Genomic DNA, 18,227 nt, shown 5'->3' with positions numbered 1-18,227 from the left:
ACCAAGCACCAAAAATTAATGCCAAACTATAGGGTCAAATTGGTAGTAATCCACCAGCATTCTATAAATTTCAGGGTCGTGTTGTCTAAGCTGCGCTGGCTTTTCTAAAAAGGTCTCTGTGAGTACAGCAAAAAACTCAGCCTCGTTGGTTGCCCCATAACTATGAATAACATGGGGCATGTTATAAGCAACATGACTTTTTAACTGTACAAAAGCACGGCTAAACACACGGGCCCACTCTTTGTAAGCATTGGGGGTTTTTAGTAATGGAGTGCCAGTGGTTTTTCCGGTTTCTTGATCTAACTGGTGGGCAAATTCATGAAACACTAAATTATGGCCATCGCTTGGTAAGCGGTTACCTTCTAGTACATCGTGCCAACTCAGCACTAACGTGCCACCAGGCCACGACTCACCTAAGCGCACAGCGTTGTGGTAACTAACCAGCCCAGCACTATCTCGTGTAGATTGCGGCGCGTAATACGCACTAGGGTAGAGTAAAATTTCTTTTACGTTTTTATAAAGTGGCCAAGGTTTATTAAGCACTAACACACAGGCATCGGCAGCAACTATCAGCTTCATGGCGGGGGTTAGCTTTAGTCCGTCTCGGCCTAAAAAGCGCTTTTCGCTTAAAAACCATATTATGTGGCGCTCAAGCTTGGCTCTGTCGTTGTCCGTCATCTTTTTATAGATAGGCATGCAACGAAGGAGTATTTCTTTTTGTTGAGAGTTTAAAACCGCGTTTTTATATTTTTTATTCCAAAGCCAGTTTTGTAGTGACTGCCAGCGCCAATAAATTACAACAAAAATAGCCAAAGCAAAAATGAGTAGCCCGTTTATCATGGGGACATCCAAAATAAGTTAGTCTCTTATTAATATGTGCGCCTGCACTCATTTTCAATCAGATAATTTCTGTGCAATTTCGTCCGCTATTTTTAGCTTTGTATAAGGCTTGATCTGCTCGCGATAAAAGACGGTCGTAATCACCCACATTGGTTGAGTCAGACAAACCAAAACTCGCTGTTACACTTAACCCCTCACCAATGGCCGAAAAGTCATGTTGAGCAATGCTCTCGCGCAGTGCTTCACATATCATTTTTGCTTCGCCGGCGGTTTTATCTGCAAAAACAATGGTAAACTCTTCACCGCCCCATCGTGCTATATGCTGGTTTTCTTGGCAGCCATCTTTAAGCAGATCTGCAATAGTACAAATCACTTTGTCGCCAACTATATGCGACCAGTTATCGTTAATTCGCTTAAAGTGATCAATATCCAGTATGGCTATGGCTAAAGGTCGGTTTTGCTGTTTGTAAGTGGCAAAGTTATGGGCAAGCCAGCTATCAAAAGCACGCCTGTTAGGCATATCGGTAAGTTGGTCGTGCGTTGCTTGGTACGCAAACGCATTGGCTTGCGTTTGTAGGTCTTGCGTTTGTTTTTCTACGCGATTAGTCAGCTCTATTTCTATTTTTTTATAGTGATATAAACGGTATTTGTATATGGCAAAAATAACCATTAAAAAAAGTACAAATATTGCAAACTTAAATTGCGGTTTTTGCCAAAAAAATGATTGAATTACAATATTTACAGCTTGCTGATTATCTTGCCAATGTGCGTTAGGGTAACTTGCGCGTACCATAAAGGTATACTCACCTGGAGGTAAATTGGTGTACTCAGCACCGGTCATATGTTGGCGATTAACCCATTTATCGTTAAACCCTTTTAATTGGGTTTGAAAGTTTAATCGCTGCGGCATAATAAAGCTCAGCCCTGCATAATGAAACGATAAACGAGAAACCCCCGGCGGTAAAAAGACCGACTCACCTTCAAGCGGAAGTGCAATAGGCTTACCATCTACAAAAATATTTTCAATAATGGTCGGCAGTGCAATTTGCGTTGATGCTTTTAAGCGAGCAGGTTTTACAGTACTTACCCCCTTAGCAGTTGCAAACCAAATACTCCCATCGTGATGCGTTACAGCCGAAGGCGTTGAGCCGCCATTAGCCTGCGCACTTAACATACCATCGCCTTCATCATACAGTTGATAGTTAAGCACAGGTGTTTTAGCGTTCGCAGGAGCATCAAGAATTTGTTGTATATGATTTTTATCGATTTGAATGATCCCGCGATTGCTCGAGAGCCAAAATGAACCATTATGCGGCACCACTTGAAATAGTTTATCGATAGGTAAACCTTGCTCTAAGCCAAGCATTGCCATTTTCCCGCTTTTTAGCTCATAGCGTACTAAGCCTCTATCTGTAGCCATCCAGGTATAAGTATCATCAATATAAAACCCAAACGCATATTTAGCAGAAAACTCACGCGGAAATTCAACCGTTGTAAAGTGTTCACTAACAATATCAAATACCACCACCCCATTGCCGGTGCCTACCCAGATATTACCTGCGTTATCTTCACTAAGCGTGAGTATAAACCCGCTTGGTAACTCTTTTTTATTTGTAAATTGCTCTAAGCTGCCATCTTCATTTATGCGCGTAAGCCCCATGGCCGAGCCTATCCACAAACGGTTTTTAGAATCAAATAATAACGCTCTTACTTCGTTACTTCCAAGGCCCGTACTACGACTAATGAATGGGGTAAAGGTATTATTGACTACTTTTAAAACACCTGAGGTATAGGTGCCAGCCCATACACTCCCATCGGGTGCTTCGTGTAAACTGAGTATAGAGTAAGGATTGCTTTGTTTAGAGCCTGAGACCAAAATAGCCCGATTGTTTTTGATTATGTTTAAGCCCGAGCTGCCCCCAACCCATAAACTACCATCAGAGTGAGAAAGCACTGTACGGGTATAATCCCCCGCTAAGCCTCTCTTATGGGTCCACGATGAAAACGGCGACTCACGCAGACGAAACAATCCCGCGTTTGTGCCAATCCAAATGCTATTTTCTCTATCTTGTAACAAAGACAAAATTCGGTTGGCTGGCAGTCCATTTTTGGCATCTAATTGCTCGACACCGTCAGGTGATAACCTAAATACCCCTTTATTAATTGTGCCGAACCATAAATCACCATGGTTATCCTCTAGTAAACTAGAAATTGATTCATTTGCAAGCTGTTCATGTATAGGCCGAAACTGCGAATTTATTTTGATCCAAGCGCCTTTTTCGCTTCCCACTATCAGCGAGCCGCCTCGGGTAATTAATAAATTGTATACGGGCGCATTGGGTAAACCAAAGTGAGGCGTCATTAAGGTGGGTATTTTATTATCTATTTTATAAAGGCCCGCACTAGTTGCAGCCCAAATAACCCCGTCGCTGTCTTCTATAACGCGATAAGCACTCACGTTTTTAATTATCGCAAGGTCAGTATCGCTGTTGTGCTCACGATAAAAAACCCCATCGTTTTCAAGGGCTAACCATAGGCTTTTATCAGCACTTTCGATTAAATGATTAACCATGGTAGACGCTGAGCGCTGCGTGTCCCACTGCCTATGTTGATATAAACTAATCCCACCTCGCGAGCCCGCTATATATAGCCCACCGCTTTGTGTTGGTGTTAAGGCCCTTAAACCTGAATCGGGTAAATTATTTATATGGGCACGGGTTAGTATTGTAAACTCTTGGCCATTAAAGCGTGCTAAACCTTCCCAGGTAGCAACCCATAAGTAACCATCTTGAGTTTGAGTAACACTATTAATACTGTTATGCGGCAGTCCTGAGCGAGTATTCCATGTTTCAGAAAAATAATCGCTCAACGGTAAGCGCGTTTGCTCTTGAGCTTCACATAAAAACATGACGAAAAAAGAACATATAATGCTTAATTGTCTCATCATCAACTGCCTTAGTTATTCTTTTACTTGTGTAAGCGTTTTAACGTTATTTAAGCGTAGCGGGAAAGAATTTACTCGGCACTGGTCACATCTAAACTGTACATCCAACAAAGTGCTAAAATCCCTATACGCACGGGGTGAGTACACTATGCTTTGTTTAAGCGCTAACAAGCGCTTTAATTTAAACTAAACAATAGCGTCAACAACAAATAATACGTGCTAAACACACCTTTTAAACGTATCAGCTAATCGTTACAAATTAACTTATACCCACTTATTTAATTAAAAATACTACCATAGCGAATAAACACATTGCATTAACTAAATTTAATTAATCTTTACAAAAGTTGTTAATATTATCTTGTAATACGCTTATAAACGCGGCGACGTGTAAACCGTCCATTAAAGAATGATGCACATCAATCGAAAACGGCATTAGTCCCGTGGTTTTGTTATATTGACCAAACACAAACTTAGGAATGCCTAAACATTTCCCTTCACTAAAAGCATGCGAAAAACTGCTAAAGTTCAGCCATGGCAGCACTGAAATATGTATCAAATCAGCTTGCCCTTCGGTTTGATTGAATGCCTGAGAAAATAACGGTTGAGATTTAGCATTAGCACTTATAGTAGTCGCGTGTTGAGAAAAAGCTTCAAAGCAAGACGAATAATTAAAATAACTAAATATAAACGAATCATCACTGGCAAGCTCTACCACACTGGCTCTAACTTGCTTTAAGCGCCATGGACGCTCATTGATAATCCTTAGCATGATCGGGTTATAGGCGTGGCATGCTGTTAGTGTGGCATGCACATATGCTTGAAAAAAAGACAGTTTATTTTGTTTACAATATTCAAATAAAGGCTTGGCGTTAAGTGTTACACACACATTAAAATATGGCTGGGTGAAGTTTTTAAACAATTCAAAGTGTTGCTTGCGAGGCCAAGTATCAAAATTAATTGGCTCCATTAAGGCGTTTGTATTAGTCATATTATCCATACGGTTAAAGGTAACGCCATAAAGTATAAACAAAAAAGGCGTACCAAAGTACGCCTTTTTAAAAATAATAGAGCTAAATTAAAGACCGTTTTTAATAATCTCTTGCGCTAACTCATCGGCTATCAAATGCGTTGATTTTTGCTCTTTTTCACTACGCGCAAAAATTTCAGTAAGCGTATCGTATATGCCTTCAACATGTTTATTAGACGCCGCTTCACTGTAGCCTTGAGGTGCAGTTTCGTAATACACATTAATAATGCCACCAGCGTTAATAACGTAATCGGGTGCATACAAAATACCTTTTTCGCGAAGTACTTCACCGTGGCGAGATTGTGCTAATTGATTATTTGCACAACCTGCAATAATCGTTGCTTTAAGGCGTGGTATAGTTTCATCGTTAACCGTTGCGCCAAGCGCACAAGGTGCGTACACATCAACATCAAGATCGTAAATTTCATCAATACCTACCGATGTTGCACCAAAGTCATTAACTACACGCTCTACTGAATCTTGATTTATATCAGTTACAAATAGTTGCGCACCGGCCTCAGCTAGGTGTTTACATAAACCATAGGCTACAGCACCTAAGCCTTGCACAGCCACTTTAATACCCGAAAAATCTTGATGACCTCGCTGATGCTGTAACGCTGCTTTAATTCCTAAAAAAGTACCATATGCTGTAAAAGGTGACGGGTTTCCGCTTTTCCCTTCGAGGCCCAGTACATAGTTTGTTTCTTTATTCATTAATGCAACATCATCACAGGTAATGTTCACATCTTCTGCTGAATAGTAACTGCCATTTAATCGCTCTAATTGGCGGCCAAAAGCACGGAATAACTGCTCAGACTTAATTTTTTTTGCATCACCAATAATTACTGATTTACCACCACCAAATGGCAAACGTGCGACTGCATTTTTATAGGTCATGCCCTTAGATAAGCGCAGCACATCGTATACTGCGTCTTCATCTTTTGCATAATCCCACATTCTACAACCGCCAACTGCAGGGCCAAGGTTAGTATTGTGCACGGCAATAATTGCTTTTAAACCTGACGCTTCGTCAGAACAAAAAACCACTTGTTCGTGGTTATCAAATTCAGCTTGATTAAACACAGCCACTGTTATTACTCCAAAATAGTTTACCCGTGAGAGGGATGAGCGCTGGAAATTGACGAAACTTTACCACTTCATTTTTAAGGGGGCCACACAATGACAAGTTAAACCCTTAAAAAGTGAGCCGTGTGAATTAATAAACCCATATATCGTAGAAACATGGATATAAAATCCAACAAAAGGCATATAAGTTAAATTTAAAACTAACACCGCCGTTCAAAAGTGCGCTCACACTTACGTGAACGTAAAGGTAACGCCAAGTGTAAACCTTGTATTACACAGCTCCCCTCCCAGCAAAGGCGCACAGTGTATAGGTTTATGAAGAAAAAATCAGATTTACCGTAACTGGTCTGAGGTGTTTATTTAAAAAGGAGATTTGCGCTTTTTTAGTGTGTTTATTAAAGAATACAAAAAAAGCGAGCCTAAGCTCGCTTTGTTATTAGATTACGCAAACCTTTATTTAAGCTTACCGTCTAGCTCTTCAATTTTAGCTTTCCAAATCGCAGGGCCTTGTGTGTGTGCATTTGCACCTTCGCTATCTACAGCAACTGTAACTGGCATATCTTCTACTTCAAATTCGTAGATTGCTTCCATTCCTAAATCTTCAAAGGCAACCACGCGTGCTTTTTTAATTGCTTTAGATACTAAATATGCCGCACCACCTACAGCCATTAAATAAACCGATTTATGCTCTTTAATCGACTCAACTGTAGCAGGACCACGCTCAGCTTTACCTATCATGCCTACAATGCCGGTTTTTTCTAGCATCATATCGGTAAATTTATCCATACGTGTTGCTGTTGTAGGGCCAGCAGGGCCTACGGCTTCATCACCTACAGCATCAACTGGGCCAACGTAATAAATAAACTTATTATCGAAGTCTACGCCTTCAGGTAAACCTTCACCTGAATTGATCATATCTTGTAAGCGTTTATGGGCAGCGTCACGGCCTGTTAAAATAGTACCTGAGAGTAAAATAGTTTCACCCATTTTCCACTCGCGAGTATCTTCTTTAGTTAGCGTGTCTAAATTAACACGACGCGTTCCTTCACCTACTTCAAAGGTGACTTCCGGCCAGTCTTCTAGCTTAGGCGCTTTTAAATCTGCAGGGCCTGATCCATCTAATGTAAAGTGTACGTGGCGCGTAGCAGCGCAGTTAGGGATCATCACTACAGGTTTCGATGCCGCATGTGTAGGTGCAGTTTTTACTTTAATATCAACAACCGTTGTTAAACCACCTAAACCTTGTGCACCAATACCTAGCTTGTTAGCACGTTCAAAAATTTCTAAACGTAATTTTTCTTCTGTTGTTTGTGCACCGCGCTCCATTAGCTCATGAATATCAACAGGGTCCATTAACGACTCTTTGGCCATTACTGCTGCTTTTTCGGCGGTGCCACCAATACCTATACCTAGCATGCCAGGCGGACACCAGCCTGCGCCCATCGTTGGTAGCGTTTTTTCTACCCACGCAGCGACGTCGTCTGATGGGTTTAGCATAACCATTTTACTTTTGTTCTCTGAGCCGCCGCCTTTCGCTGCAACCATTACTTCTACTTCGCCACCTGGCACTAAGTCAATATGAACAACTGATGGGGTATTGTCTTTGGTGTTTTTACGCGTGCCTGCAGGGTCAGCTACAATAGAAGCGCGTAGTGGATTATCTGGGTTTAAATATGCGCGACGTGTGCCTTCATCAACCATTTGTTGTACAGTTAAATCTGTTTTATCCCACTTTACATCCATCCCTACTTTTACAAAACAGGTAATAATACCCGTGTCTTGACACAATGGACGCTTGCCTTCAGCCGACATACGCGAGTTAATTAAAATTTGCGCGATTGCATCTTTTGCAGCCTTGCTTTGTTCTTTGTTATAGGCTTTTTCTAGCGCTTGAACAAAATCAAGAGGGTGATAAAAAGAAATATATTGCAACGCATCTTCAATGCTATCAATAAAGTCTTGCTGACGGATTGTACTCATAGTGGTTCCTTAAGTTAGCGTTACGCTTAAGCGTAATCTATACCAAACCGGTGACGGTGGTTTGCACTGTTTTAATTACAACGTAGATTTGATACTAAACGCTGCCAAAAAAATTTGACTTATGATACCCTCCCAGCCCGTTTCGAGCCAGTTCTTAAAGGGGCAGTAAATGCTAAACAATGAAAAAAATTGTGTAAAATTAGCCATAACACAAAACTGCATTGATGTTTTCGCGCATTTTGCGCATTTACCCTATGCCGTATTACTAGACTCAGCCAATAGCGAGCACATAAATAGTCGCTACGATATTATTGCGATAGAGCCCCACGCTATTTTAGAAGTCAATAACAATCAAAGCGTATTTAATCAACAACTTGACTCACGTAATCCCTTTACAATAATGAACGATGAGCTAAGTAAACTTAGCGCGCAAAAAGCCGCTAATAATCTGCCCTTTAATGGCGGCTGGCTTGGTTATTTTGGTTACGACTTAGGCCGTATTATTGAGCACATGCCAAGCACGGCAAAACACGATATAGCATTGCCACAAATGGCCATTGGTCTTTATTTAGATGCGCTAATATTTGATAAACGCCAGCAAAGCTGGTTTTACGTTTCTCAACCAAAGGTGAATCGTTTAGCGCTTTACCAGCAATATTTAACAAACGATATAGCTCCTGCACACTTTTCGCTCACCAGTGATTGGCAATCAAATATGAGCGAACATGAATACGCTGATAAATTTGCGCAAATACAAGATTATTTAAAAAGTGGTGATTGCTATCAAATCAACCTCGCGCAACGCTTTAGTGCTAGCTTTAAAGGCGATCCTTTCCAAGCCTATAAAATATTACGTGTAGCAAATAAAGCGCCGTTCTCTAGCTTCATAAACCACCCAGGTGGTGCTATTTTATCAATATCGCCCGAGCGCTTTATTGCAGTTCACGACAACATAGTTGAAACAAAACCTATCAAAGGCACTTTGCCACGTATGGCCGATGCCATCGCAGACCAGCAACAAGCCAGGGCCCTTGAAAACTCAACCAAAGACCGCGCAGAAAACGTAATGATTGTTGATTTACTGCGTAACGATTTAGGCAAAGTGGCAAAGCCTGGCTCTGTAAAGGTGCCCTCACTGTTTGCTATTGAGAGCTTTCCGGCTGTTCATCACTTAGTGAGCACTGTCACGGCCGAGCTCGATGAGGATAAAACGTGTGTTGATCAACTTGAAGCTGCCTTTCCCGGAGGGTCAATCACCGGTGCACCGAAAATTAGAGCAATGGAAATAATTGAAGAGCTAGAGCCTCATAGACGGAGTATTTACTGTGGCTCTATAGGGTATTTAAGCGCATGCGGTAATATGGACACCAGTATTACAATCCGTACATTGGTTTGTCATAACGAGCATATTTATTGCTGGGCCGGCGGGGGGATTGTCGCTGATTCTAAAGTCGAATTGGAATACCAAGAAACATACGATAAAGTGAATAAAATACTTCCTTTATTAAAACAGTAGAACGCTTTGAATAGTGAACATATTATGGCGCGGTTTCAGCTAAGCCCTACTGCCGCGCCAAATCAAATAAAAGATACCCGTAAAAAGCGTGCCAGTGCGGTTATGCTGCCTATTATTGATGTTGATAACCACGCGCATATTTTATTGTGCAAACGCCCTACTTATTTACATCACCACCCTGGGGAAATTTGTTTACCCGGCGGTAAGTTTGAGCAAAGCGATAAACACCTGCGTACCACAGCGCTTCGAGAACTACATGAAGAGCTTAATATAGCGCCAAGTCATGTCACAGTGCTCGGTCAGCTGCCGCAATACTCTACCCTAACGGGCTTTAGCATTAGCCCATTTGTGGGTTTACTTGATAAACACACAGTATGGGAGAATGATTATAATGAAGTGCAAGCTAGCTTTTTACTGTCGCTTACTGCGCTTTCAAACGAGGCCAATTGGCAGCCCATTCCTTTTCAGCGATTTGGCAAAAACATCAACTTGCAAGGGTTTAGTACACCGCACGGATTACTGTGGGGAGCAACGGCTAGCATTATAAAAAACTTTACAAAACAGCTTGCCCTACCAGTTTAAAACTTATTGGCAAATAGTTACATAATATAGAATTAACGTTATGATACTCGACCGTTCAAAGAACAGCTCCAGGGCTGAGTAAATATAGTAGAGACCCATAATATGATCAGTGCATTTGATATGTTTAGCATTGGTATTGGCCCATCGTCGTCACACACCGTTGGCCCAATGCGCGCCTCGCGCTTATTTGTTAATGACCTTCAAGAACAACAACTTTTAACTTCTGTTACCGATATAAAAGTTGAGCTTTATGGCTCACTGGGTCAAACCGGCGTAGGCCATGGCTCCGGTAAAGCCGTAATATTAGGACTTGCAGGATACGATCCAGAAACAATTGATGCTGATTTAGTTGACGATATTCTTGCTACTATTGAAAAAGAGCAAGTGATATACCTAAACCAAACCCATAAAGCGAACTTTCCTAAGCAAGGAGCTATTGTTTTTCATCGTCGTAAAACCTTACCTAAGCATTCTAATGCAATGGAAATTATTGCCTCAAGCAATGGCGAAAAAGTATATAGCAAAGTGTACTATTCTATTGGCGGCGGCTTTATTGTTACCGATGAAGAATTTGAAAACGAAAAACAAGCAGCCCTTGATATACGTGAACAAAACCCTGCGCCTTACCCATTCGAAAGCGCAAAAGATTTGCTAGAGCTATGTAAAGAGTCGGGCTTGAGTGTATCAACCTTAATGATGCATAACGAAAAAACGCTGCGCAAAGAAGACGACATTAAAGACGAGCTATTTAATATTTGGCAAGTTATGAAAGCCTGTATAGAGCGAGGCATGCGCACCGAGGGCATTTTACCAGGTGGTTTAAAAGTTAAACGCCGTGCACCTAGCTTATATTTAAAATTAAATGTAGAAGTAAGCAATGACCCGCTTAGAGCAATGGATTGGGTGGATTTATTTGCCCTTGCTGTAAATGAAGAAAATGCCGCGGGGGGTCGCGTAGTTACCGCGCCTACAAATGGCGCAGCGGGTATATTACCGGCCGTATTAATGTACTACCACACGTTTATTAAAGAAGTGGACCGCGACATAGCCACGCGCTATTTATTAACCGCAGCGGCTATTGGTATTTTATACAAAAAAAATGCCTCTATTTCGGGTGCAGAAGTAGGCTGCCAAGGTGAAGTGGGTGTGGCTTGTTCAATGGCTGCCGGCGCACTCACCGAAATTGTTGGTGGTAATGTAGTACATGTTGAAAACGCCGCCGAAATAGGCATGGAACACAATTTAGGCCTAACCTGCGACCCTGTAGGCGGATTGGTACAAGTACCGTGTATTGAGCGCAATGCCATGGGCGCCATTAAAGCAATTAATGCCTCGCGCCTAGCAATACGTGGCAGTGGCGAGCAAAAGGTGTCGCTTGATAAAGTCATTAAAACCATGCTTGATACTGGCAACGACATGAAAACAAAATACAAAGAAACCGCACGCGGTGGATTAGCGGTAAACATTATTGAATGTTGAATGTTAAGCGTATAAAAACAAAAACCGCGTATTGTAGCAATACGCGGTTTTTTATTTTTTGTATAAAGCTTTGCTATTTTACCGGCAGTTCTATGTCTGCAAACAACGCATCAACATCTTCTTGATTACGTAACAAACTAGCGCGCTCTACTCGCTCTTTAGTTAAATGCGGGGCAAAACGTTCAATAAAGTCATACATATAAGTACGTAAAAAACTGCCCTTTCTAAAGCCAATTTTAGTTGTACTCGCTTCAAATAAATGACTAGCATCAATACACACTAAATCAGTGTCACTTAATTGATCAACGGCCATTGAGGCAACTACACCTACACCTAGCCCCAACCTTACATACGTTTTTATTACATCGGCATCTGTTGCAGTAAACACAATGTGTGGCTCAAGGCCATGTGCATTAAATGCTTTGTCGAGTTCAGAGCGACCAGTAAAACCAAATACATACGTAATAAGTGGATACTGAGCTATATCAGCAACAGTTAAACTGTCGGCCTTTTGGGCTAATGGATGATCTTTTGCCACTACAATGCTGCGATTCCAATGATAACAAGGCAGCATAACTAAATCTGAGTATAAATGAAGCGCCTCAGTTGCGATGGCAAAGTCAGCGTCTCCGCGCGCTGCCGCATCAGATATTTGTTGCGGTGTACCTTGGTGCATATGCAGCGAAACAGCGGGGTATTTTTTCATAAACCCTTGGATAACACTGGGTAAAGCGTAACGAGCCTGAGTATGTGTAGTGGCTATGTTTAGTTTACCCTGATCAGGCAAGGTATGTTCATTAGCAACGGCTTTTATTCCTTCGACCTTAGAAAGAATTTCGCGAGAAATGTTAATTATTTCTTCACCGGCACTTGTAACATGCGTTAAATGTTTACCACTGCGGCCGAAAATTTGTACACCTAACTCATCTTCTAGCATACGCACTTGTTTAGATATACCAGGCTGTGAGGTAAATAAACTTTCAGCGGTAGCTGATACGTTTAGCTTATGATTTTGAACTTCTACTATGTATCTAAGTTGTTGTAATTTCATGGTTGCAGTTTTAACGTTGTTATTAGGCCAGCATGAAGGTAGCAGGCTATAGAGACAAATTTAATTTGTACAATACTTGCCTAAATGCATACTTATACCTTCATTATTTAGAAGCTAAGGCTAGCATAATAAATTCGCTTCAGGTAGCGATGTTTATTCAGGTTCAACTTATAATACATTATTCTTATATCTAATTTTTAACATATTTTAAAGTTAATCAGCGCAAAGCTACCCTCAAAGCATATATTTGATGTAATATAAAAAAATAGATTGTGAATCCGAGAGTTAAGCCATGATCGTTTCGATTATAATTGTGCTTATAGTGGCGCTAATAGTGATTGCACTGTGGGTAAGCGCTGTACAACAGCATAAAGAAAAACAAGAAGTTGAACGTCGTAAAGAATTAACAAAACAAAAAGCGATAATCGAAGAAACCGAAGAGGCGCTAATGAATAGCGCCAATATTCCGCTTTCTGAAAATGTTATACGCGCTTTGCAACGTAGATGTTACGAGGCGCTAAACGCCATGGTGAAACACTCACCTAATTCTAAAGCATTAAAAAGTAGGATGAACGAAGCTAAAGAAAAGCTAAGTGCGCCAGTACAAGGCAATAGCAACGACAACTTATCGCTACCAAGTAACGACAAACAATTAGTTTCGTTAATACAGGGTATAAAAAAGCTTAGAGTAATTATGCGTTCGGAGCACAGTAAAGGACGCGTAGATAGCCAAGTATTTGCCGCAGAAGATAAGCGTCTAGAAAAACTACAACTGAGAATTAATATAGAAAGCCAAATAAAACGCGGTTTATCTGCTCGTTCGGCAAGTATGGTGGGCTCTGCCAGACAGTATTTTGAGAAAGCCTATGCCACGCTTAGTGCCGTTACCTATTCAGATGAATACGTAAATACTAAACGCCAAGAAGTCGAAGGCTATTTAGAAGAAATAAGTACTGAACTAAAAGCGTCAAACGCCACCGCCCTTAAGAAAAAAGCAGAAGCTGAGCAAGATGACCTCGATGTGTTATTTGCCCCTAAAAAGAAATGGTAATTTTAAATAACTAAAAGAAAGCCCATACACAATGTATGGGCTTTTTTGTATCTACTAAACTGTTTTTACCATGGGTAAATACGAATGTACTTTAGGGCACTACCTAGCACTCACTCCGTTATAAACACTCATTTACCACTGCAAGAGATATACACGGTATAACTAGGCAATGGCACTGAGTGATAGCCGCTAAATAATAATTTACCCGCCCTTAAGTACATCTGTTAATTCAGCGAATCGGTATTAGCTATTATGATAAAAACGCAAACTTAATAATAAACAGCGCCGTTAAAATCCACACACTAATACTCACTTGATCGCGTTTACCACATAGTAACTTAACCGCAGTATACGATATAAAACCAAGCGCAATACCATGTGCAATAGAGAATGTAAGTGGCGTCATAAGCAGTACAACACTTACTGGAATTGCATCGCTCATATCATCCCAGTTCACAAACTTAAGGTTTTGCAGCATTAATACCGCAACGTATAATATAGCACCCGCTGTTGCATAAGCTGGTACCATTTGCGCAAGCGGCGCAAAAAACATCATTAGCAAAAAGCATACACCTACAACAACGGCTGTTAAGCCAGTACGCCCGCCAACCGATACACCGGCCACAGACTCAATATAAGAAGTGGTTGTTGAAGTACCCAACATTGCGCCGGCAATGGTCGCTGTACTATCTGCACTTAAAGCACGCCCTAAGCGCGGCATGTTACCTTTTTCATCGGCTAAGCCTGCTTTTTGAGTTACCGCAACCAACGTCCCCGATGTATCAAATAAGTCAACAAACAAAAACGCAAAAATTACGCTTAACATGGACAGTTCTAGAGCCGCTGCAAAATCAAGTTGCATAAACGTAGGTAAAATAGACGGTGGCATTGAAATTACGCCGTGGTACTGAACTAAATCAAGGCTTAACGCAATACCTGTTACTAGCAAAATGCTAATAAGTACGCCACTTTTTATATCGCGATAAAGTAAAGCCGCAATAACAAAAAAGCTTAATATAGCTAATAAAGGGCCCGCCGAAGTGATATCACCAAGCTGCACTAATGTTGCTGGGCTTGAAACAATAATCCCTGCATTTTTTAGTGCAATTAACGCTAAAAACGCGCCTATACCTGTTGCTATAGCTTGTTTTAAAACCAAAGGAATCGCATTAATTATCCACTCGCGGACCTTAAACAAACTTAATATTAAAAATATACAACCAGACATAAATACCGCACCTAATGCAGCCTGCCAGCTATAACCCATCCCTAAAACTACACCATAAGTAAAAAATGCGTTAAGGCCCATACCTGGTGCAAGTGCTAAAGGATAATTGGCCCACAGCCCCATAATAAAACAGCCAATAGCAGCTGCAATACAAGTGGCTACAAATGCAGCACCTTGATCCATGCCTGCTTCAGCAAGCATTGCAGGGTTAACAAATACAATGTAAACCATAGTGATGAAAGTAGTGACTCCTGCAATGCTTTCGCGTCGCACATTGGAGTTGTTTTCGCGGAGTTTAAATAGAGCTTCGAGCATAATAGACTTGTGGTTGTAAAAAGTGACGAGATTTTATCATAAAATTAAGTATAAACAGGACATTTTACCTTGCGATATACTAAACTGTTGACGTAGAAACTATATAAAAGAAAATGTATGAATAAGACTCAGCCTAGCGGACAAGACTTAGAGCAGCAATTAAACAACATTTTAGACTTTGTAACTCAGCCTATAAACCAAAGCGCTGAAAGCAATAGTGATGTAAGCGAGCACACAGCACTTAATAAAGCACTGTATTATTTAAAACATAACCAAGCACCATTGGCAGCTAAATGGATGCGTCTTGCCGCAATGGCCGGAAATCATCGCGCCCAGTTTTATTTAGGGTTATTTTTTGTCAAAGGCCAAGGCGTACCAAAAAGTGTATTTCACGCAACAGCATGGCTTAGCTTAGCCAGCAGCCAAGGCTATGAACCGGCAACCGCTGCTTTAGATGATTTAAGAAAATATATCGACACCAAACGTCTTAGAGACGCTCAGTGCTACGCAGCCAGCTTGTTTGAGCAAATACACCAAATACAGTATGCTCACTTAATCCCCAAAAATGACTAACTACTGTATTGCTAAGTACTGTAAAACACATTAAAACAACTGTATAGCTACCTCTTAAGTACTGTATAGCGCTGCTACACTTTATACAGTTACGCAAGCACCCTCGTTTTTCACTCTTACAGATAAATCATAAACCACTGTTTTTAAAGTTTTATTTTTATTATTTACTTTTTAAAGCCATCAACTGTATAAAAAATAACAAAAAACACTTGCACACAACAACTGTATAAACTACTGTATACACGTACTGTATATAAACCCAGTGAGTGAGACCTATGCTACAGCCAATTACCGTAAGAAACGTTAAAAGCTACCAACAACATGACGAAAATGAGTTAGTAAACTTAATAAAAGTAGAAGATGAAATTTCTGCAACATTTGAGATGCTAAAAGTGTTGCATCAATACAATAGCTCGAATGCGTGGACCTTACTAATTGCGCCTGACCATGTGCCCAGTAAAGCCTTACTAGATAGCTGCTCTATTGATACCAGCAAATTGCTTGTGATAAGGCAAAAGCATTTAGTAAATTTAGAGTATGTGCTTAACTCCGCACTCCATAATGGAAATTTTGCAGCCATTATTACGTGGACCGGCATAGTCAGTGAGCAACAGCTTGTTAATTTATCGCTTAATTTAAATAAAAGAAGCGCTAAGCTATTTTGCTTGACTAAAAAAACCAGCACTACAGCAATATCACTTACTCAATAAGCTTGGTAAAATACATTTTTGATTTATGTTAATTAGTATTTTATGAGTGTAACCAGTACCAGCGCCTGCAAATGCAACAGTCAGCTTAATTATGGCGACTGTTGCCAACCTTATCATCTTGATATAAAAGCCCCAAAAACACCTGAGCAATTAATGCGTTCGCGCTTTAGTGCTTATGCATTAAAAAATGCATCTTATGTATTTAAAACTTACGCTAAAGAAAAACAAGCACAAAACCCAGTAAATGAAATTGCTGACTTTGCCAATAGCTGCCGCTTTGTAAAATTAGTTGTACGCGATACGCAGCAAAGTGATGAGCGAGGCTCTGTTGCCTTTAACGCGTATTATTTTTACCAAAACTTATATTGTGAACTGGATGAGAAATCAGACTTTATAAAAGAGGATGGTGAATGGCGTTATTTAGAGGGTATTATTAACCCGGTAGCCGATATTAAAGTTAATAGAAATGACCCCTGCCCTTGCGGAAGTGCTAAGAAATATAAAAAATGCCACGCTTTATAAAGTAATATACTTAAGTAGTATCAATAACGAACTTAACCACTAGCTAAAACAAAAAATGGACCATTTAGGTCCATTTTCTACAATATTGCTATTGGGTTTTTATTCATCATCATCTAAATCGAACGATTCACGCTGCGCAGGTCTAGCTAAAATCTCAACATAGAATGAAGTAAGCGCCTGTTTTTCGATTTCACTGATCTTGTTGTTAATTTCAGCTACGTGAACAACTTCTGCATCATCGGCACTTGTGCCAAACTTACAGTCAAACGCCCAGTAATCAGCTTCAACAGGTAGCGCTTTATTGCGCTCTCTTTTCAAATATTTTTTCACTTCATGCTTTGCAGCATCAACCATACGAGGGTATTTGATTTTCTCATGATTTAGCGTGAATGTTTTCTTCATTACGTTCCTAATTACCTTGATTTAATGATAATGGCACTCAAGTCATACCATTTGCAGCCATTATAGCAATTGCATTTAATTTGTGGATGCTTTTTTTAAACAAAAAAAGAATTGTTCTATTTTATTGCATAACCAAATATTAAATATAAGGTGTTTTAGGCTTTTAAAGCGCACAAGTGTTAAATTATTTTTATACGTTAGCAACAAGTAATGGTTTGTGTATAGCCTCATTAGTTAAATCGTCATAAAATGCGGCGGCATCCATTTGTGGGCTTGCAAGCGCGGTGTGCGTGTCATTTATGCGCCTGCGTACTGATAGCTCACAGTTATCGATTACTGTTAAAGGAATATGTGACTTATCATCTCTAATCGCTAGTGGCTCAGGGTTTAAGCAGTGACTTAATTTTATTGCTTTCATACCTGCTTGCTCACCTTGTTGAACAATCATCGATGCGTGCTCTTGCCCTATGCTCATATCAAATTTCTCGGGAGCTAATAATTGCTTTGGCCCAGCACCAAAGCGCTCCCTTAACTGTTCTTCGTCTACATAAGCACTATGCGTCTCACTTTTTGGCAAGTGAAATTGACTAAAATCCAGCGCATCATGCGATAGCATCGCTAATAAAAGTGAGAATTCACCTCTGCGATTTTCATGCACACTTTTATTTAGCCTGGTCTTTAGCTGACTCTCTGTGATTAACAAATCATCGATTTGCATAGTCTTTAGCCGATTATGATAACTGATAGATATTTATCGGCTTTATTTCAAATTTCTTTAGCTTTTTTCTTTACTTAAATACGCAGTTTGCTATTATCAGCGCCGTTGCATTGGAGGGGTTCCCGAGCGGCCAAAGGGATCAGACTGTAAATCTGACGGCTCAGCCTTCGCTGGTTCGAATCCAGCTCCCTCCACCACTT

At 40.5% G+C, this 18,227-nt stretch carries 16 protein-coding genes and 1 tRNA gene; 8 read left to right on the top strand and 9 right to left on the bottom strand.

Translation table 11 applies throughout. The annotated features are described in order from the left end of the window. Positions 1-15 precede the first annotated feature (15 nt). The 5 genes from AN391_RS17470 to AN391_RS17450 form a co-directional block, all read right to left on the bottom strand. Positions 16-840 carry a M90 family metallopeptidase gene (locus AN391_RS17470; protein WP_055016580.1) on the bottom strand — a complete coding sequence of 275 codons (825 nt, stop codon included), beginning with the start codon at positions 838-840 and terminating at the stop codon, positions 16-18. Positions 841-898: 58 nt separating this feature from the next. After that, positions 899-3,787 (bottom strand): ligand-binding sensor domain-containing diguanylate cyclase, encoded by a 2,889-nt coding sequence (locus AN391_RS17465; RefSeq protein WP_327077736.1) that lies wholly within the window; start codon positions 3,785-3,787, stop codon positions 899-901. Between the two features lie 328 nt (positions 3,788-4,115). Beyond that, the gene (locus AN391_RS17460; protein ID WP_082422788.1) at positions 4,116-4,754 is read right to left on the bottom strand and encodes a CatA-like O-acetyltransferase; all 639 of its coding nucleotides are present in this window, start codon (positions 4,752-4,754) and stop codon (positions 4,116-4,118) included. Positions 4,755-4,862: 108 nt separating this feature from the next. After that, complete coding sequence (locus AN391_RS17455; RefSeq protein ID WP_055016578.1) at positions 4,863-5,903, bottom strand: Glu/Leu/Phe/Val dehydrogenase; 1,041 nt, start codon at positions 5,901-5,903, stop codon at positions 4,863-4,865. 450 nt (positions 5,904-6,353) lie between these two features. Beyond that, complete coding sequence (locus tag AN391_RS17450) at positions 6,354-7,880, bottom strand: fumarate hydratase (RefSeq protein ID WP_055016577.1); 1,527 nt, start codon at positions 7,878-7,880, stop codon at positions 6,354-6,356. Between the two features lie 169 nt (positions 7,881-8,049). On the opposite strand from AN391_RS17450, the gene pabB reads away from it, so the two are divergent. From pabB to AN391_RS17435, 3 genes are all read left to right on the top strand, one after another. Further along, the gene (gene pabB / locus AN391_RS17445) at positions 8,050-9,396 is read left to right on the top strand and encodes an aminodeoxychorismate synthase component I (protein WP_055016576.1); all 1,347 of its coding nucleotides are present in this window, start codon (positions 8,050-8,052) and stop codon (positions 9,394-9,396) included. 6 nt (positions 9,397-9,402) lie between these two features. Beyond that, positions 9,403-9,978: a CoA pyrophosphatase gene (locus AN391_RS17440; protein ID WP_055016575.1), complete on the top strand. Its 576-nt coding sequence runs from the start codon at positions 9,403-9,405 to the stop codon at positions 9,976-9,978. A gap of 102 nt (positions 9,979-10,080) precedes the next feature. Next, positions 10,081-11,457, top strand: a complete 1,377-nt coding sequence (locus tag AN391_RS17435) for an L-serine ammonia-lyase (RefSeq protein WP_055016574.1) — start codon at positions 10,081-10,083, stop codon at positions 11,455-11,457. Between the two features lie 73 nt (positions 11,458-11,530). Here AN391_RS17435 and cysB read toward each other — a convergent pair whose 3' ends face one another. Continuing rightward, the gene (gene cysB, locus AN391_RS17430; RefSeq protein ID WP_055016573.1) at positions 11,531-12,508 is read right to left on the bottom strand and encodes an HTH-type transcriptional regulator CysB; all 978 of its coding nucleotides are present in this window, start codon (positions 12,506-12,508) and stop codon (positions 11,531-11,533) included. Positions 12,509-12,800: 292 nt separating this feature from the next. On the opposite strand from cysB, the gene AN391_RS17425 reads away from it, so the two are divergent. Next, on the top strand, positions 12,801-13,559 hold the full coding sequence (locus tag AN391_RS17425; RefSeq protein WP_055016572.1) for a hypothetical protein: 759 nt from the start codon (positions 12,801-12,803) through the stop codon (positions 13,557-13,559). 250 nt (positions 13,560-13,809) lie between these two features. On the opposite strand, the gene AN391_RS17420 is transcribed toward AN391_RS17425, so the two are convergent. Continuing rightward, positions 13,810-15,102: an NCS2 family permease gene (locus AN391_RS17420; RefSeq protein WP_055016571.1), complete on the bottom strand. Its 1,293-nt coding sequence runs from the start codon at positions 15,100-15,102 to the stop codon at positions 13,810-13,812. 117 nt (positions 15,103-15,219) lie between these two features. On the opposite strand from AN391_RS17420, the gene AN391_RS17415 reads away from it, so the two are divergent. The 3 genes from AN391_RS17415 to AN391_RS17405 all read left to right on the top strand — a co-directional run bounded on the left by AN391_RS17415 (position 15,220) and on the right by AN391_RS17405 (position 16,907). Beyond that, positions 15,220-15,675, top strand: a complete 456-nt coding sequence (locus AN391_RS17415) for a tetratricopeptide repeat protein (RefSeq protein WP_055016570.1) — start codon at positions 15,220-15,222, stop codon at positions 15,673-15,675. A gap of 275 nt (positions 15,676-15,950) precedes the next feature. Continuing rightward, positions 15,951-16,385: a SulA-like leucine-rich domain-containing protein gene (locus AN391_RS17410; RefSeq protein ID WP_055016569.1), complete on the top strand. Its 435-nt coding sequence runs from the start codon at positions 15,951-15,953 to the stop codon at positions 16,383-16,385. A gap of 42 nt (positions 16,386-16,427) precedes the next feature. Beyond that, positions 16,428-16,907, top strand: a complete 480-nt coding sequence (locus AN391_RS17405; protein WP_055016568.1) for a YchJ family protein — start codon at positions 16,428-16,430, stop codon at positions 16,905-16,907. 99 nt (positions 16,908-17,006) lie between these two features. On the opposite strand, the gene AN391_RS17400 is transcribed toward AN391_RS17405, so the two are convergent. Further along, entirely contained in the window at positions 17,007-17,309 is a 303-nt protein-coding gene (locus AN391_RS17400; RefSeq protein ID WP_055016567.1) for a DUF6172 family protein, read from the bottom strand. Positions 17,310-17,499: 190 nt separating this feature from the next. After that, complete coding sequence (locus tag AN391_RS17395) at positions 17,500-18,027, bottom strand: VC2046/SO_2500 family protein (protein ID WP_055016566.1); 528 nt, start codon at positions 18,025-18,027, stop codon at positions 17,500-17,502. 112 nt (positions 18,028-18,139) lie between these two features. On the opposite strand from AN391_RS17395, the gene AN391_RS17390 reads away from it, so the two are divergent. Beyond that, a tRNA-Tyr gene (locus AN391_RS17390) sits at positions 18,140-18,224 on the top strand. Positions 18,225-18,227 lie beyond the last annotated feature (3 nt).

Source organism: Pseudoalteromonas sp. P1-13-1a, from assembly GCF_001401875.1.
Taxonomy (GTDB): domain Bacteria; phylum Pseudomonadota; class Gammaproteobacteria; order Enterobacterales; family Alteromonadaceae; genus Pseudoalteromonas.
The sequence above is the reverse complement of the archived record's forward strand: the minus strand, read 5'-3'. Positions and strand labels throughout refer to the sequence as shown.

Coding starts and splice junctions, on each gene's coding strand:
- pabB (WP_055016576.1), top strand. CDS start 8,050: ATGCTAAACAATGAAAAAAATTGTGTAAAATTAGCCATAACACAAAAC.
- AN391_RS17425 (WP_055016572.1), top strand. CDS start 12,801: ATGATCGTTTCGATTATAATTGTGCTTATAGTGGCGCTAATAGTGATT.
- cysB (WP_055016573.1), bottom strand. CDS start 12,508: ATGAAATTACAACAACTTAGATACATAGTAGAAGTTCAAAATCATAAG.
- AN391_RS17465 (WP_327077736.1), bottom strand. CDS start 3,787: ATGATGAGACAATTAAGCATTATATGTTCTTTTTTCGTCATGTTTTTA.
- AN391_RS17460 (WP_082422788.1), bottom strand. CDS start 4,754: ATGGAGCCAATTAATTTTGATACTTGGCCTCGCAAGCAACACTTTGAA.
- AN391_RS17400 (WP_055016567.1), bottom strand. CDS start 17,309: ATGAAGAAAACATTCACGCTAAATCATGAGAAAATCAAATACCCTCGT.
- AN391_RS17415 (WP_055016570.1), top strand. CDS start 15,220: ATGAATAAGACTCAGCCTAGCGGACAAGACTTAGAGCAGCAATTAAAC.
- AN391_RS17410 (WP_055016569.1), top strand. CDS start 15,951: ATGCTACAGCCAATTACCGTAAGAAACGTTAAAAGCTACCAACAACAT.
- AN391_RS17420 (WP_055016571.1), bottom strand. CDS start 15,102: ATGCTCGAAGCTCTATTTAAACTCCGCGAAAACAACTCCAATGTGCGA.
- AN391_RS17470 (WP_055016580.1), bottom strand. CDS start 840: ATGATAAACGGGCTACTCATTTTTGCTTTGGCTATTTTTGTTGTAATT.
- AN391_RS17405 (WP_055016568.1), top strand. CDS start 16,428: ATGAGTGTAACCAGTACCAGCGCCTGCAAATGCAACAGTCAGCTTAAT.
- AN391_RS17395 (WP_055016566.1), bottom strand. CDS start 18,027: ATGCAAATCGATGATTTGTTAATCACAGAGAGTCAGCTAAAGACCAGG.
- AN391_RS17450 (WP_055016577.1), bottom strand. CDS start 7,880: ATGAGTACAATCCGTCAGCAAGACTTTATTGATAGCATTGAAGATGCG.
- AN391_RS17435 (WP_055016574.1), top strand. CDS start 10,081: ATGATCAGTGCATTTGATATGTTTAGCATTGGTATTGGCCCATCGTCG.